This is a genomic window from Streptomyces sp. NPDC002825 (genome assembly GCF_040295385.1).
Classification (GTDB): Bacteria; Actinomycetota; Actinomycetes; order Streptomycetales; family Streptomycetaceae; genus Streptomyces.
Window position 1 is genome coordinate 255,453 of record NZ_JBEOVH010000006.1, and the last position, 13,719, is coordinate 269,171.

Sequence of the window (13,719 nt, forward strand, 5' to 3'; positions counted from 1 at the left end):
CGGGCCCCGGGCGAGGGGCGTGGGCGTCGGGCGAGGGGCGTGGGCGTCGGGCGAGGGGCGTGGGCGTCGGGCGTCGGGCGTCGGGCGTCGGGCGTCGGGCGTCGGGTCAGTCGACGTGGGGGCTGCGGCGCTCGACGAGGACCGTGTCGCGCCAGACGCCGTGGTGGCGGCCGATGCGCTCGCGGGTGCCGATGACCCGGAAGCCCGCGCGCGCGTGGACGGCGAGGCTGGCGGCGTTCTCGGGGAAGATGCCGGACTGGATGGTCCAGATGCCCGCCGCTTCGGTGGACGCGACGAGCGCGTCGAGGAGCGCGGTGGCGACGCCCCGGCCGCGGGCGTCGGGGTGGACGTACACCGAGTGCTCGACGACCCCGGCGTACGCACAGCGGTCGGAGACCTGGGTGACGGCGACCCAGCCGAGTACGCGCCCGGTCCCGTCGAGCGCGACGAAGCGGTGCTCGGGCAGCCTGACCGCGTCGAAACGCTCCCAGGTCGGGGCCGTGGTCTCGAAGGTGGCGTTCCCCTCGTCGACCCCGGCCTGGTAGATCGCGACGACCGCGTCGGCGTGCTCGGCGGTGAGCGGCACCACGGACACGGGGGCGGGGGCGGTCATACGGCGGCCTCCTTCTTCGGCATCGCTCCATGGTGGCACGCGCCGAATCGCGCCCCACCTGCGGTGCACGCACCGAAGGGCACCGCGAAGACGACCGGGAGACGGCTGCCGCACCCGCCCCTCCCCGTGCAGGGCGCCGCTCGGCCGCGCATGATCGAAGCATGTCCTGCGAGCGTGACGACCGGCCTGCCCGGACGGGCGCGGGGCGGACGGTGAAGGAATGACGTGGCCGCCCGTCCTCGCCGGAGCGGCCCTGATCCTCTTCATCCTGCGGGACGTCTTCCACACCATCTGGCACCCCACCCGGCACGGCGGGCTGAGCAGGCTGGTGATGCGCGGCATGTGGCGCCTCTCGGCCCACCACGGAGCGCGATGGCAGCCCGTCGGTCTGGCCGGGCCGGTGGGCATGATGTCGGTCGTCACCGTCTGGGCGTTCGTCATCGCCGTCGGCTGGGCGCTCATCTACTGGCCGCACATGCCGGAGGACTTCTCGTACTCCCCCGGGCTCACCCCCTCCGAGCACGCGGGCCCCGTCGACGCGCTGTACGTCTCCCTGGTCACCCTGGCCACGCTGGGGCTCGGTGACATCGCCCCGACCTCGGGGTGGCTGCGCATGTTCGCGCCGGTCGAGGCCCTGGTGGGTTTCGCCCTGCTGTCGGCGACCGTCGCCTGGGTCCTCGGCATCTACCCGGCCCTCGCCCGTCGCAGGACGCTCGCCCTGCGCCTGTCCCACCTGAGCCGAAGCGACGGCACGACCGAGGCCCTCGACTCCGCCGGGGGTGCCGCGATTCTGGACGGCGTCGCCTCGGCGCTCTCGACCGTCACCGTCGACTTCCTGCAGTACGCCGAGTCGTACTACTTCTACGACGGGGACGAGAACATCTCCCTGGCCTGCCGGCTCGACTTCACCGTCGGCCTGGCGGACCGGGCGGAGCGCGCCCGCCATCCGGACGTCCGGCTCTCCGCCTCGGTCCTGCGCACGGCCCTGGAGGACCTGGCCACCGTCCTGGACGAGCGCTTCCTGCGGATCGGAGGGACGCCGGAGGAGGTGTTCAAGGCGTACGCGACGGATCACGGGCGCCCCTGGAACGGCCCTGGTCGTGACGAGGACGAAAACCCCTCGACATGATCACTCCGGGCGCACATTCTGAGCCCCATGGAATTCCTCTGCTACCACCGTGACCGGTCCGCGTCCATGCCCCTGCGGGACGCCCTCCTGGAGGCGCACTGGGCGTACATGGACGGCTTCGCGAAGCAGCTGATCGCGCGCGGGCCGACCTTCGACCCGGCGGGCGAGTCGTGCACGGGGAGCGTGCACATCGTCGACCTGCCCGACGCCGCCGCGGCCCGGGCGTTCGCCTTCGACGAGCCCAACTACCAGGCCGGGGTGTACCGGGACGTCCTGCTGCGGCGGTGGCGCAACACGCTGGGCCGGACGATGTGGGAGTTCCCCGGCGGCCGCGAGGGCGGCAACCGGTATCTCGTCCTGGGCCTCGGGGAGGGCGAGGCCGTCGACCTGACGCCGCCGACCGCCCCGGCGGAGCTTGACGACCTGATCGCCTACGGCCCCCTGCTGGCCGACGACGGCACCACCTGGGTGGGCACGGCGGCCCTGGTGCGCGCCCCGGACGCGGCGACGGCCGCGGCGGTGCTGCGGACCCCCGACCGGTATGCCGACATCGAGGTCCACGACTGGTCCTTCGGCGGCCGCCCGACGACGACCTGACCGGCACCGACCAGCACGACCGGCACCGACCCGCTCCGTCCAGCCCGTGAGACCGGTCCAGGAGGGCGCCCCCGTCGCCGCTAGGGTGCCCCTACCCGTGGCCGGTACGCGAGGACCGGGCCACCACTTCCGCTCGATCTCCACGAGGACGACGCCCATGTTTACGGTCAACGAGTACTTCGACGGCACGGTCAAGTCGATCGCGTTCACCCAGGAGCAAGGCCCTGCGACCATCGGCGTCATGGCTCCGGGCGAGTACGAGTTCGGCACGGCCGCCCCGGAGGTCATGCACGTGGTCAGCGGCGCCCTGACGGTCCTGCTGCCGGGCGCCGCCGAGTGGGAGACCTTCGCCGCCGGGGACCACTTCAAGGTCCCCGGCGACAGCAGCTTCCAGCTGAAGGTCGCGGTGGACACCGCCTACCTGTGCGAATACCGCTGACACACTGATCCGATGATCAACCCGCCTGCCGCCGCGCTGGATTCGCTCTCCGGACTCGCCTTCGGTGACGCCTTCGGCGACCGCTGGTTCGCCATCCTGCGCCGGGAGGGCCCGGCGGCCCTGGAGGCGCGGATCGTCCCGCCTGAGCCGCTGTGGCTGTGGAGCGACGACACGGCCCAGGCGCTCGTACTCGTACGGGAACTCGCCGAGGGAGACGGCGCCGTCGACCAGGACCGTCTCGCCCTGCGCCTCGCCGCGGCCTACGCCGACGACACGCACCGGGGCTACGGGGCGTCGATGCACGACGTGCTCCGCCGGATCGGCGCGGGCGAGCCCTGGCGGGACGTGGTGGCAGGCCAGTTCGGCGGCCAGGGGTCCTGGGGCAACGGCGCGGCCATGCGCGTCGCCCCGCTCGGCGCCTGGCTCGCCGACGACCTCGACGCCGTGGCCGAGCAGGCGGCCGCGCAGAGCGTGGTCTCGCACCACCACCCGGAGGCGGTGGCCGGGGCGGTGGCGGTGGCCCTCGCCGCGGCCCTCGCGACCCGCAGCCGCGGAGGTCCCGCGCCGGCCCGTCCGGACTTCCTGCGGGCCGTCGCCGCCCGGCTCCCCGAGGGCGACGTCCGGTCGGGGGTGCGGATCGCAGCCCGCATGCCGGAGCACACGTCGGTCCGGCACTCGGCCGAGGTCCTCGGTTCCGGCTACCGGATGTCGGGCCCCGACACCGTCCCGTACGCCCTGTGGTGCGCGGCGGGCCACCTCGACGACCTCCACGAGGGGCTGTGGACCACGGTGGCCGGGCGGGGCGACATCGACACGACCTGCGCCATCGCGGGCGGCGTCATCGCCGCCCGCACAGGCGTCGCCGCCCTCCCGACCACGTGGCACACGGCCCGGGAACCACTGCCCCCGATCACCCCGAACGCGCCGGACACGCCGGACAGGTGCGCCCAAGCTCGATAGCCGACTGGGGACTGCCTCCTTGAAACGCTTGGGCGCCAGTCCTGCTGTCAGGTGGGGTGTTCGGAGTAGGACCGGCCAAGGACTCGCCGCGCGTATGCCAAGCCGGCCGAGCGGGAGTCCGAGTGGGTTCCGTCCTCTCCCGTCGGCATGCCGGTGCGATGCTCACGCACGCGGACGCCGCGCCCCGTGTGTCGGTCGGCGTTCACCGTGCCGGACCGGGCGTCCCCGTCGGTTCAGCCGGTGATCTCCTCACTGGCGTCGTCCTCGGTCGCCCGGGTGTTCGCCCGTTGCCGGGCCAGCAGGGCCGCGAGAACGGCTGCTTCCCCCGGCGTCAGCTGCAGGTTCAGTCCCACCCGGTTTCCCGGGCGCAGGCGCAAGGGCTTGGGCTGGACGCCCGGGTAGCCGGGCCGCATGGTGGCGACGAGGGACCAGGGCGCGTCGGCCGGTACGCGAGCGGCTTTGGGCCTGATCAGCGCCACCCGGCTGAGTTCCTCCCAGGGGTACTCGACCTGGACGTGCCCGTACCGCAGCTTCACCCCCCAGTCGTTCACCGTGGCCTGGGCAGTGACCTTGCGCAGCCGGTGCAGCATTTCCATCACCCACACCGGCGGGACCACGCCGAAGACCAGGGCCACGGGGATCAGCAGAAAGTAACCGTGGCGGACGGCCGCGGCCACGAGGAAGGCGCAGACATAGCAGGTCAGCACGAAGGTGAGCGTGAGGTACGCGGCACCCATCCGCGGACGGTGGCGACGGGTCTGTGTGAACTCCCCGGTGGCCGAGAGGAGGTTGAGTATGTCTTCGGGTGAAGGGCGATTCTCCGGGGTCTTGTCCAAGCACGCTTCGATGAGGGCGCGCAGACCGCCGGGTACCCCGTCCAGATTCGGACGGTCGTGGGCCACCGCCAGCATCGCGGTGGCGCCGTCGCCGGCGAAGGCGAGATGCCCGGTCGACGCGTAGACGAGGATCGACCCCAGCGAGAACACGTCACTGGCGGGCGAGACGTCGCGTCCCCTCACCTGCTCGGGTGACATGTACGCCGGGGTACCCATCGCCTGAGACGGCTCGGTGAGCACGGTGAAGCCGTTCCCAGCGGCTTGGCGATCCCGAAGTCGATGACACGAGGGCCGGTGTCGGTCATCAAGACGTTGGACGGCTTCAGGTCACGATGCACCAGACCCACACCGTGCAGGGAGGCCAGCGCGGTCGCAAGCGCGCCGGCGAGGTCACGCACCGCCCCTTCCTCCAGGGGGCCCGCGCCGCCGGACACCAGCGCCTGCAGGTCCGTTCCCTCGACGAAGACGGTGGCCAGCCAGGGGTGCTCGGCCTCAGGCGCCGCGCCCACCACGGCGGGCGTGCAGTCACCGCTCACGGCTCGCGCGGCCTGGACCTCGCGGCGGAACCGCGCCCGGTAGACCGGATCCGCGGCCAGGTCCGCCCGGATCCGCTTGACGACCACCAAGCCGTCCTGCTCGGAACTCGCCAAGAACGCCTCCCCCATCCCCCCGGCGCCCAACTTCCTGATCACCCGGTAGGGCCCGATCGCCGAAGGCCATCGCGTCCCCTCGCCCCCATCGTCCGTCCGACCCATCCCCCTGGCCCCTCCCGCTCGCACGCCTCCAGTAGTCAAGCCTGCTGCCTCCGCATCCCCCGCAAACATGCCGGCGCCTCCACCGCTGGCCCCGTGCGGCTGGGCTCGTCTGGCAGGTCCCGCCAGGGCGAGGCAGGTGCGGTACTTCCAGGTGCGCCGTGCTCGATGTCCTCCCGGCCCGGCCTGGCGTGCACGAACCCCTCCATCACCCGGTCCGCGGGGTACGGGGCGGGCACCAAGCTCGACCGCCTTTCAAACGCGCCCGAATCGTCGCGCCAAGACGTGCGTCAGGGATACGTGGTCATGCTCCGCCGTTGCCGTCGCGCAGGGATTGGACCATGTTCCGCAGCATGCGGAGCGCGGCGGACTGTTCAGCCTCGGTCAGGCCGGCCAGCATCCTGACCTCGACGGAGCGGACGGCTTTGCTCGCCTTCTCCAGCTCCTCCCGGCCACGGGGCGTGAGCCGCGCGGGAAGGACCTTCCCGACGGGCGCCTCCGCAGGCCTGGTCACGTAGCCGTCTCGCTCCAGGCTCCGGAGCAGTACGTTCATCGACTGTCGCGTCACGAACGCGCCCCGCGCGAGCTCGGAGTTCGAGAGGCCCGGCCGCTGCGCGAGCAGCTCGAGGCACGAGTAGTGCGTGATGGTCATTCCCAGCGGGCGAAGCACCTCCTCCATGGCCATGCGCAGGGCACTCGAAGCCTCTTTCAGCAGGTAGCCCAGTGATTTGTCCAGTTCGACGCCGCCACCACTTTGACTCATGTCAGTATTCTGACACACTGGCCCGTGTCAGTAAGCTGACACGACGAAGAGGAGTATCCCCATGCCCGTCACCGGCCCCGACTTCATCTCGCTCCAGGCGCGCGACCTCGACGCCTCGCAGGCGTTCTACGAGCAGTACCTCGGCCTCGTCCGCTCGCAGGCCGGACCTCCGCACGCGGTCGTCTTCGAGACGAAGCCGATCGCGTTCGCACTCCGGGAGATCGTCCCCGGCACCGACCTCGGCTCCGCGCCCCAGCCCGGCATCGGTGTCGCGCTCTGGCTCCACGCCACCGACGTCCAGGCGATCCACGATGCCCTCGTCGCGGACGGCCACACCATCGTCTCCGCACCGATCGACGGCCCCTTCGGGCGAACCTTCACGTTTGCCGACCCGGACGGCTACCAGGTGACGCTCCATGACCGCGCCTGAGCCGTCGATCCCGGCCTTCGGGGCCACGGGCCCGCTCGAGAACCGATCCCGAGTCGATCACCGCGGTCGGCAGGTCTCGACGAGACCGTCGCCGCGGGGGCGTTCACTGGTGTAGCGCCGCCCGCGGGGTCCTGCTGGAGAAGGGCGCGTACGGCGACGCCATCTCGCGCGCCTTCACCGGCACCACGGAGCCGCCCGGCGCGGCCGGGGCCCTTCGAGGCGTTCCGGTCGGGCCCGGGGGCGGCGCCGACGTCAAGACCCGGACGCCGCGCACGGCGGCGCAACCGGCCGACGCGTAGGCCGCGGCGCCGTGCGGCGCTGATCAGCCGGAGCCGGGTGGTGTGCGCGGGCCGCCGCCCCGCCTCCGCGCGGGGTGCGGGCGCACCAGCACGCAGCCAGCACCCGGACCGGCCCACCGCCGGCCCTCACCTGTTCAAGGGAGCGGGGCGCTGGAACACCAGGACGCAACTCCGTGACAGAACCTCGTCGGCGGGCCGGCGGAGGCGGTGCGGGAGACGAGGGCCTGCAGCCGCGAAATGGGCCTCAACGGCGGACGCGGGGCATGCCCAGGCCGATCCAGGAGATGATCTCGCGCTGGATCTCGTTGTTGCCGCCGCCGAAGGTGAAGATGACGGCCGAGCGGTAGCCGCGTTCCAGTTCGCCGTGGAGGACCGCGCCCGCCGAGCCCTCCTTGAGGACGCCCGCCGAGCCGACGACCTCCATGAGGGCGGCGTAGGCGTCGCGGCGGGCCTCGGAGCCGTACACCTTGACGGCTGAGGCGTCCTGCGGGGTGAGCGTGCCGTGCTGGACGGCGTTCACCATCTGCCAGTTGAGGAGCTTCATCGCGTCGAGGCGGGCATGGGTGCGGGCCAGGGTGCGGCGGACCCACGGGAGGTCGATGACGCGGCGGCCGTCGGAGAGCGGGGTGCCGGCGGCCCAGCGCTGGACGTCGTGGAGGGCGCGGATCGCCATGGTGCCGTGGGCGGCGAGGGTGACCCGCTCGTGGTTGAGCTGGTTGGTGATGAGCCGCCAGCCCTTGTTCTCCTCGCCGACGCGGCGGGAGACCGGGACGCGGACGTCGTCGTAGTAGCTCGCGGTGGTGTCGTGCGAGGCGAGAGTGTTGATGATCGTGCAGGAGTAGCCGGGGTCGCTCGTCGGCACGAGGAGCATGGTGATGCCCTTGTGGGGCGGGGCGTCGGGGTCCGTGCGGACGGCGAGCCAGACCCAGTCGGCGGTGTCGCCGTTCGTCGTCCAGATCTTCTGGCCGTTGACGACGTACGTGTCCCCCTCGCGCACCGCGCGGGTCTTCAGGGCGGCCAGGTCGGTGCCCGCGTCCGGCTCGCTGTAGCCGATCGCGAAGTCGATCTCGCCGGAGAGGATCCGGGGCAGGAAGTACGCCTTCTGCTCGGCGGTGCCGTAGCTCATGATCGTCGGGCCGACGGTGTTCAGGGCCATCAGCGGCAGCGGTACGCCGGCCTGCGCGGCCTCGTCGAAGAAGATGAACTGTTCCATGGGGGTCAGCCCGCGGCCGCCGTACTCGGTGGGCCAGCCGACTCCGAGCCAGCCGTCCGCGCCGAGGCGTCGCACGGTCTCGCGGTAGAAGCGCTTCTGGGCGGCCGGGTCCGCGTAGCGGGTGTGGACGTCGTCCGGGACCAGCTCGGCGAAGTACGCCCGCAGTTCGGCGCGCAGGCTGTTCTGTGCGGGCGTGTACTCGAGGTGCATGGCGTCCTCCCGTGGCGGCGTCCTGCGGCGTCCGCGACGCTCTCGTTCGCGACACGCGACGGCGCACACGGTAGAACGTGTTCCATAAATGCGGAAGCCTCGGGACTCCCGGGAACGCCGCGACCCCGGTTCGGGGCGACCGATCCGGGGCCGGCGGGACCGTGCTGTCCTACGGCAGAAGCTCGTCCATGGAGGCGCGACCCTTCTCCGCCATGCGGCGTTCCGCCCAGGCGAGATTCTTCGGATTCACGTCACGGCCGGAGGCGAGGACGAGGTCCTCCGGCGAGAATTCGCCCTCCGACCCTGTGTGCAGCAGCCGGTCGGGCGTCGGGAAGTCCCCCGGGGACGTCTTGTCGGGCTCAGCGTTCATGCCGCCTCCTACGTGTTCGTCCGGCACTCGCCATTCTCGTGTCCGCTTCCCGTGAGCGCATCCGGGGCCGCCGGCGTGCGGAGTCGACGGGGTGTCGGTGGCGTGTCGACCGGGACGGGGAGGGTGGGGGCCGGCCCGTCGTCCCCGAGGAGTTCGCGATGCCGCAGTCCCACGACCTGTCCCTGCCCCTGCACCGTCTGTACGTGACCGCCGTCCGCCCGGAGACCCCGCGCATGCGGCGGGTCACGCTCGGCGGCCCGAGCCCCGACGGCTTCGTCCTGACGGGCCCCGGCCAGCAGGTGAAGCTGTTCTTCCCCCGCCCGGGCCAGGCGGAGCCGGTGCTGCCGGTGCCCGGGCCCGACGGTGACGCGATGCGCTGGTACGGGGCCTACGCGGCGCTCCCCGAGGCCGAACGCCCCTGGATGCGGAGCTACACCCTCCGGGCCCACGATTCGGCCGCCGGAACCGTCGACATCGACTTCTTCCTCGACGGGGACGGCGAGGACGCCGGTCCGGCGACCCGCTGGGCGCGGGCGGCTCGGCCCGGGGACGTCCTGGGCATGTTCGGCCCTTCGGCAGCGTTCGCGGTCCCCGTCACGCCGGGGGCGGGCGACTGGACGCTCCTGTACGCCGACGCCTGCGCGCTCCCCGCGCTCGCCACGGCGTCGCCGCGCTGCCGCCGGGGCGGCGGGCCCTCGCGTATGTCCAGGTGCCCGACGCGGCCGAGGAGCAGTCCCTGCCGAGGGCCGGGGACCTGACCGTGCGCCCCCTTCGCGACGACGACGTGCCGGCCGAGGCCGTACGGTCGGACACCCTGCCCGCAGCCGTGGAATGCGGTGATCGGTGAGCTGTATCGGCCATGGGAGCCGGCTGGGGGCCTCTCTCCGCCCGTAGCTCGGTCCAGGAACGAACCCCGCCTCGGGTGCCGCCGGAGGGAGATACCCTGCCGTCCACGGACCCTAGGGACCGAGGCGCGAGCTGCCGTCGACCGGCAACGTCGCTTCACGGACTTGCGGCCTGGTCGCGGACGAGGCCGGCGGCCCTTCTGAGGCTGAGGGCCGTGCCCTCCTCGTACAGGCGGGTGTACGTCTCCGCCGGCAGGGCCGCGCTGAGCGCCTCCTCGGCGCCGGCCCGGATCGCGGCTTCGGTCTGCGGGGTGAAGGGGCGGAAGCCGCCGCCCGTGTCGGAGCCGGCATGGGCGTCGTACGCGCCGAGGAGCCGTGCCCCCGTCTCGGCGTCGCCCGGTCCGCCGCGTGCGCCCCGGGCCCAGGCCGCGGTCGCGAACTGGGCGACGACCAGGTGCGGGGCGACCAGATGGGCGAGGGTCTCCACGTCCACGACGGCCCGGGCGAGGCGTTCCAGGGCCCGGTCGTAGGCGCCGTCGAGGCAGTCGAGCCAGGCCCACGTGCCGCCCACCAGACCCCAGAAGAGCGCCGGCGTGACGTCCCCGAACTCCCCCTCCAGGAGCGAGAGCTGGGCCCGGGCGAGGCCGGTGCGACCCGTGTGACCGTAGTGCTGGGCGAGCAGCAGCCGGCCGGCGCCTGCGGCCTCGGCGCCCCACTGCCCGGCCTCGTCGGCGGCCTCGGCCAGGAGCCGTTCGGCCTCCGCGTCCCCCGTCGGGGCGAGCCGGAGCCGTACGGCCGCGAGGCGGGCCGTGAAGACCGGCACCTGGGAGCGGGCACCGACACGGGTGGCGGCGTCGGTGGCCCGCTCGAAGTCCGCGGCGGCCTCCTTGAGCCGGCCCTCGCGCTCGTAGGCCTCGCCGCGGGCCGCGAGGGACTCCGCGATCCCCCAGGAGTCCCTGGCGGTCTCGAAGAGGGCGAGCGCCTCCGCGGCGTCGTCGCCCTGACCGGCGAGCTTGGCCCGCATGAGGAGCGCGAAGCCCAGGTCCCAGCCGGGGCCGTGGGCCCGGCAGGCGTCGACGATCTGGGCCAGGGTCTCGTCGAGGCCGCTGAGCTCGCCGGTCATCAGCCGGGCGAAGTACCACATCGTGCCCGGCTGCCTGCAGGTCTGGGGGAGGCCGGGGCGGTACGCGGCGACGAGGGCGGTGAGCCGGGCGCGGGTCTCGGGCCGTTCGAGCGCGGTGGCGCCCTCGCCGCCCTCGGTCGCGAGGGCGTACAGCCGGCCGCCGCGGCGGGCCTCCCACAGCCGCTCGCCGGTCCACGGCGGCGGCACGTCGAGGCACCGCCCGTCCAGCGGTTCGGCGGGGCGGACGGGTTCCTGGAAGGGGTCGGGGCCGAGGCGGCCGGCCTCGGCGGCCCAGGTACGGGCGTCGACCTGGTGGTTGCGGAGCTGCCAGAACCAGCTGAGCGCGTGGACGAGACAGAGCATTTCCTGCTCGTCACCGAGAGCCAGGGCGGTCCGGAGGGCGCCGCGCAGATTGCCGTGCTCCCGCTCGAACAGCTCGATGGCGGCGAGCTGTCCGGGCCCGCGCAGCTCGGGGTCGGTCCGGCGGGCGAGCTCCCGGTAGTACGTGAGATGCCGCCGCGCGACGACCTCCCGCTCCCCGGCCTCGTCGAGCCGCTCCCCCGCGTACTCGGCGACGGTCTCGAGCAACCGGAAACGCATCCCGTCGCCGCCGGGCGCGGCCACGACGAGCGACTTGTCGACGAGGGCACCGAGGACGTCGAGGACGTCGGCGGGGGATACGTGGGGGCCGTGTGCGCGGGAGACGCCGAGGACGCCGGGGCGGGGTGCGTCGGGGTGGGATGCGTGGGGGTGGGATGCGCCGGGGCGTCGGGCGTCGAGGCTGTCGGTGCGGGGCCGTGCGGGCGCACCGGCGTCCGGCCCACCGCGCGGGCCGGTGTCCGGCACGGGCGGGGCAGCGGAGTCCGGCTTGCTCGGGGCGTCGGCGCGCGGTGCGCCGCCCGGCGCGTCGGGGCCTGGGACGCGGGGGTCGGTGCGGGGCACGTCGGCCACCGGCCCGCCCGACGGGTCCTGCACTGCGCCGCCGAGCCCGCCCGGCATGTCCGCGCCCGGCGTGCCCGGTCCCTGCACCGGCCCTTCGACGCCCGATCGCCCCGGTGCGTCGGCGCCCCGCACCTGCGGCACGTCGGCGACCGGGCCGCCCGGGGCGTGAGTGACCGGCGAGTCCGGCATCCCGCCGCCGAGTCCGACCGGCAGACCCGCGCCCGGCATGTCCGCGCCCCGCACCGGATCGTCGACGCGCCGTCCGTTCAGGGCCTCAGCGCCCGGTCCGTCCAGCACCGCACCCGCAGGCCCCGCTTCCTGCGGGTCGGGCCCGCTTCCGCACACCGTCTCCGCCGCCGTCAGGTCGCAGCCGCCCGTGAAGACCGCGAGGCGTCGCAGTACCGCTCGTTCGGTCTCGTCCAAAAGGTCCCACGACCAGTCGACCACCGCGCGCAGGGTCTGCTGGCGTGGCAGTACCGTCCGGGCGCCCGAGGTCAGCAGGCGGAAGCGGTCGTCGAGGCGCTCCGCGATCTGCCGCGCCGAGAGCATCCGCAGCCGCGCCGCCGCCAGTTCGATCGCCAGCGGCAGACCGTCGAGCCGGCGGCAGATCTCGTCCGCCGCCTCCGGGTCCTCCGCCACCGAGAACCCCGGCCGCGCGGCCGCGCCCCGCTCCCCGAGGAGCCGGAGCGCCATGTCCACCGGCAGCGGGCCCAAGGGCCGTACCCCCTCCCCCGGCACCCCCAGCGGTTCCCGGCTCGTCGCGAGGACGGTCACGCCCGGGCAGCGCGTGAGGAGCGCCTGCGCGAGCTCCGCCGCTTCGGCGACGACGTGTTCGCAGTTGTCGAGGACGAGCAGCATCCGGCGCCCGGCGCAGTGCTCGACGAGGGCCGCGAACCGGTCCCTGGGCTCGACCGGGGCGACGGCCGGGGTGTGCCACAGCTGGGTCTCGCGTGCCCCGAGTGCGCTGAGGACGGCGGCGGCGACGGTGGACTCCTCGCGTACGGAGGCGAGTTCGGCGAGGTGGACCGGGCCGTCGTACGTCCCGGCCGCCTCCAGGGCCAGCCGGGTCTTGCCGACACCCCCCGGTCCGGTGAGGGTGACCAGCCGGCGTCCCTCCCAGGCGGCGGCGAGCGAGCCCAGTTCCTCGGCCCGGCCGATGAACGAGGTCAGGGGGGCGGGAAGGGCGCGTCGTGACGGGGCGGGCACGGGCCCGTCCTCCGTGAGGAGTTCGGCGTGCAGGGAGCGCAGTTCCGGCCCCGGGTCCGTGCCCAGCCGTTCGGCGAGGCTCTCGCGTACCTCCTCGTACGCCGCGAGGGCCTCGGCGGGCCGTCCCGCCGCGCGCAGGGCGCGGATCCGCAGGGCCTGGAGAGGTTCGTCGAGGGGCTGTCCGGCGGCGAGCGCGGCGAGGGGCGCGAGGGCGTCGGCGGCCCGCCCGAGGGCCACCTCGGCGGCGAGGCGGTCGCGGCGCGCCTGGGCGTGCCGCTGTTCGACCCGTACGACCAGGGGGTCGGTGTCCCGGCCGGGCAGGTCCGCGAGCGCGGGCCCGCGCCAGAGTCCCAGGGCCTCGTCGAGGAGCGCGGCCGCCCGCTCGGCGCGGCCGTCGGCGAGGGCAGCGGCGCCTTCGGCGGCGAGCCGCTCGAAGCGGTGCAGGTCGACGGCGTCCGGGCCGGCGGCGAGCCGGTAGCCGCCGCCGGGGGCGGAGACGACGGCTTCCCGGCCGAGGGCCCGGCGCAGGCGGCCGACGAGGGCCTGGAGTGCCGCCGTACGGTCCTGGTCGTCGGCGGGGTCGCCGTCGGGCCAGACCTGGTCGATCAGCGCGCCGGGTCCGACCGCGCGACCGCCGGCGGCGGCGAGGGCGGTGAGGAGGGCCCGGAGCCTGGCACCGCTCAGGGCGGCCTCCGTCCCGTCGTCGGCACGGAGGGCCTGGCAGGGACCGAGAACACGGTAGGACGGCTGCGGCTGCACCGGCCCATTCTGCCCCGGCACGGCGCGGGTGATGGCGTGGGCCGGGCACCCGGGCCGAGGCCCGTCTTCCGCGCAGCCGGTGCCCGGGGGTCGGCGTCCCCCGTCCGGCGTCTCCCGTGCCCGGCGCCCCGCGTCCGACGTACGGCGTCCGGGGCCCGGGAGCCGGCGCCCCGCCCGTTCCGGATCCGGCGTCCAGCGCCCCCGCCCGTCCCGAATCCGGGGCCCGGCACCCC

At 74.2% G+C, this 13,719-nt stretch carries 13 protein-coding genes; 6 read left to right on the top strand and 7 right to left on the bottom strand.

Features of this window, described 5'->3' with window-relative positions; all coding sequences use genetic code 11:
* Nucleotides 1–106 precede the first annotated feature (106 nt).
* Nucleotides 107–613: a GNAT family N-acetyltransferase gene (locus ABT041_RS11155; RefSeq protein WP_351182580.1), complete on the bottom strand. Its 507-nt coding sequence runs from the start codon at nt 611–613 to the stop codon at nt 107–109.
* Between the two features lie 220 nt (nt 614–833).
* On the opposite strand from ABT041_RS11155, the gene ABT041_RS11160 reads away from it, so the two are divergent.
* The 4 genes from ABT041_RS11160 (at nt 834) to ABT041_RS11175 (ending at nt 3,738) form a co-directional block, all read left to right on the top strand.
* Nucleotides 834–1,742 carry a potassium channel family protein gene (locus ABT041_RS11160; RefSeq protein WP_351182582.1) on the top strand — a complete coding sequence of 303 codons (909 nt, stop codon included), beginning with the start codon at nt 834–836 and terminating at the stop codon, nt 1,740–1,742.
* Nucleotides 1,743–1,769: 27 nt separating this feature from the next.
* Nucleotides 1,770–2,339, top strand: coding sequence for a YciI family protein (locus ABT041_RS11165; RefSeq protein WP_351182583.1), 570 nt, complete (start codon nt 1,770–1,772; stop codon nt 2,337–2,339).
* A 157-nt stretch (nt 2,340–2,496) separates the two neighbouring features.
* Entirely contained in the window at nt 2,497–2,778 is a 282-nt protein-coding gene (gene ppnP, locus ABT041_RS11170) for a pyrimidine/purine nucleoside phosphorylase (RefSeq protein ID WP_351182584.1), read from the top strand.
* Nucleotides 2,779–2,790: 12 nt separating this feature from the next.
* A complete protein-coding gene (locus ABT041_RS11175; protein ID WP_351182586.1) occupies nt 2,791–3,738 on the top strand; it encodes an ADP-ribosylglycohydrolase family protein in 948 nt (315 codons plus the stop codon).
* A 233-nt stretch (nt 3,739–3,971) separates the two neighbouring features.
* Here the strand turns inward: ABT041_RS11175 and ABT041_RS11180 are convergent, their stop codons facing one another.
* The 3 genes from ABT041_RS11180 to ABT041_RS11190 form a co-directional block, all read right to left on the bottom strand.
* Nucleotides 3,972–4,814 (bottom strand): protein kinase domain-containing protein, encoded by an 843-nt coding sequence (locus tag ABT041_RS11180; protein WP_351182588.1) that lies wholly within the window; start codon nt 4,812–4,814, stop codon nt 3,972–3,974.
* Nucleotides 4,754–5,398 (bottom strand): protein kinase domain-containing protein, encoded by a 645-nt coding sequence (locus tag ABT041_RS11185; RefSeq protein WP_351182590.1) that lies wholly within the window; start codon nt 5,396–5,398, stop codon nt 4,754–4,756. Before ABT041_RS11185 ends, ABT041_RS11180 begins: the two co-directional genes overlap by 61 nt.
* 232 nt (nt 5,399–5,630) lie before the next feature.
* Nucleotides 5,631–6,089 carry a MarR family winged helix-turn-helix transcriptional regulator gene (locus ABT041_RS11190; RefSeq protein WP_351182592.1) on the bottom strand — a complete coding sequence of 153 codons (459 nt, stop codon included), beginning with the start codon at nt 6,087–6,089 and terminating at the stop codon, nt 5,631–5,633.
* A 61-nt stretch (nt 6,090–6,150) separates the two neighbouring features.
* On the opposite strand from ABT041_RS11190, the gene ABT041_RS11195 reads away from it, so the two are divergent.
* On the top strand, nt 6,151–6,519 hold the full coding sequence (locus ABT041_RS11195) for a VOC family protein (RefSeq protein ID WP_351182594.1): 369 nt from the start codon (nt 6,151–6,153) through the stop codon (nt 6,517–6,519).
* Between the two features lie 543 nt (nt 6,520–7,062).
* Here ABT041_RS11195 and ABT041_RS11200 read toward each other — a convergent pair.
* Together ABT041_RS11200 and ABT041_RS11205 are read right to left on the bottom strand one after the other, a co-directional pair.
* Nucleotides 7,063–8,241: an acyl-CoA dehydrogenase family protein gene (locus ABT041_RS11200; protein WP_351182596.1), complete on the bottom strand. Its 1,179-nt coding sequence runs from the start codon at nt 8,239–8,241 to the stop codon at nt 7,063–7,065.
* 169 nt (nt 8,242–8,410) lie between these two features.
* On the bottom strand, nt 8,411–8,611 hold the full coding sequence (locus ABT041_RS11205; RefSeq protein ID WP_351182598.1) for a hypothetical protein: 201 nt from the start codon (nt 8,609–8,611) through the stop codon (nt 8,411–8,413).
* A gap of 158 nt (nt 8,612–8,769) precedes the next feature.
* Between ABT041_RS11205 and ABT041_RS11210 the strand changes: the two genes are divergently transcribed.
* Nucleotides 8,770–9,369: a siderophore-interacting protein gene (locus tag ABT041_RS11210; protein ID WP_351182600.1), complete on the top strand. Its 600-nt coding sequence runs from the start codon at nt 8,770–8,772 to the stop codon at nt 9,367–9,369.
* A 244-nt stretch (nt 9,370–9,613) separates the two neighbouring features.
* Here the strand turns inward: ABT041_RS11210 and ABT041_RS11215 are convergent, their stop codons facing one another.
* Nucleotides 9,614–13,486 (bottom strand): BTAD domain-containing putative transcriptional regulator, encoded by a 3,873-nt coding sequence (locus tag ABT041_RS11215; protein WP_351182602.1) that lies wholly within the window; start codon nt 13,484–13,486, stop codon nt 9,614–9,616.
* Nucleotides 13,487–13,719: the final 233 nt, after the last annotated feature.

Bases quoted from the DNA above. Each gene is read 5' to 3' on its own strand.
- ABT041_RS11200 (WP_351182596.1), bottom strand. From the start codon at position 8,241: ATGCACCTCGAGTACACGCCCGCACAGAACAGCCTGCGCGCCGAACTG.
- ABT041_RS11165 (WP_351182583.1), top strand. From the start codon at position 1,770: ATGGAATTCCTCTGCTACCACCGTGACCGGTCCGCGTCCATGCCCCTG.
- ABT041_RS11195 (WP_351182594.1), top strand. From the start codon at position 6,151: ATGCCCGTCACCGGCCCCGACTTCATCTCGCTCCAGGCGCGCGACCTC.
- ABT041_RS11205 (WP_351182598.1), bottom strand. From the start codon at position 8,611: ATGAACGCTGAGCCCGACAAGACGTCCCCGGGGGACTTCCCGACGCCC.
- ABT041_RS11210 (WP_351182600.1), top strand. From the start codon at position 8,770: ATGCCGCAGTCCCACGACCTGTCCCTGCCCCTGCACCGTCTGTACGTG.
- ABT041_RS11175 (WP_351182586.1), top strand. From the start codon at position 2,791: ATGATCAACCCGCCTGCCGCCGCGCTGGATTCGCTCTCCGGACTCGCC.
- ABT041_RS11190 (WP_351182592.1), bottom strand. From the start codon at position 6,089: ATGAGTCAAAGTGGTGGCGGCGTCGAACTGGACAAATCACTGGGCTAC.
- ppnP (WP_351182584.1), top strand. From the start codon at position 2,497: ATGTTTACGGTCAACGAGTACTTCGACGGCACGGTCAAGTCGATCGCG.
- ABT041_RS11155 (WP_351182580.1), bottom strand. From the start codon at position 613: ATGACCGCCCCCGCCCCCGTGTCCGTGGTGCCGCTCACCGCCGAGCAC.
- ABT041_RS11160 (WP_351182582.1), top strand. From the start codon at position 834: ATGACGTGGCCGCCCGTCCTCGCCGGAGCGGCCCTGATCCTCTTCATC.
- ABT041_RS11185 (WP_351182590.1), bottom strand. From the start codon at position 5,398: ATGTTTGCGGGGGATGCGGAGGCAGCAGGCTTGACTACTGGAGGCGTG.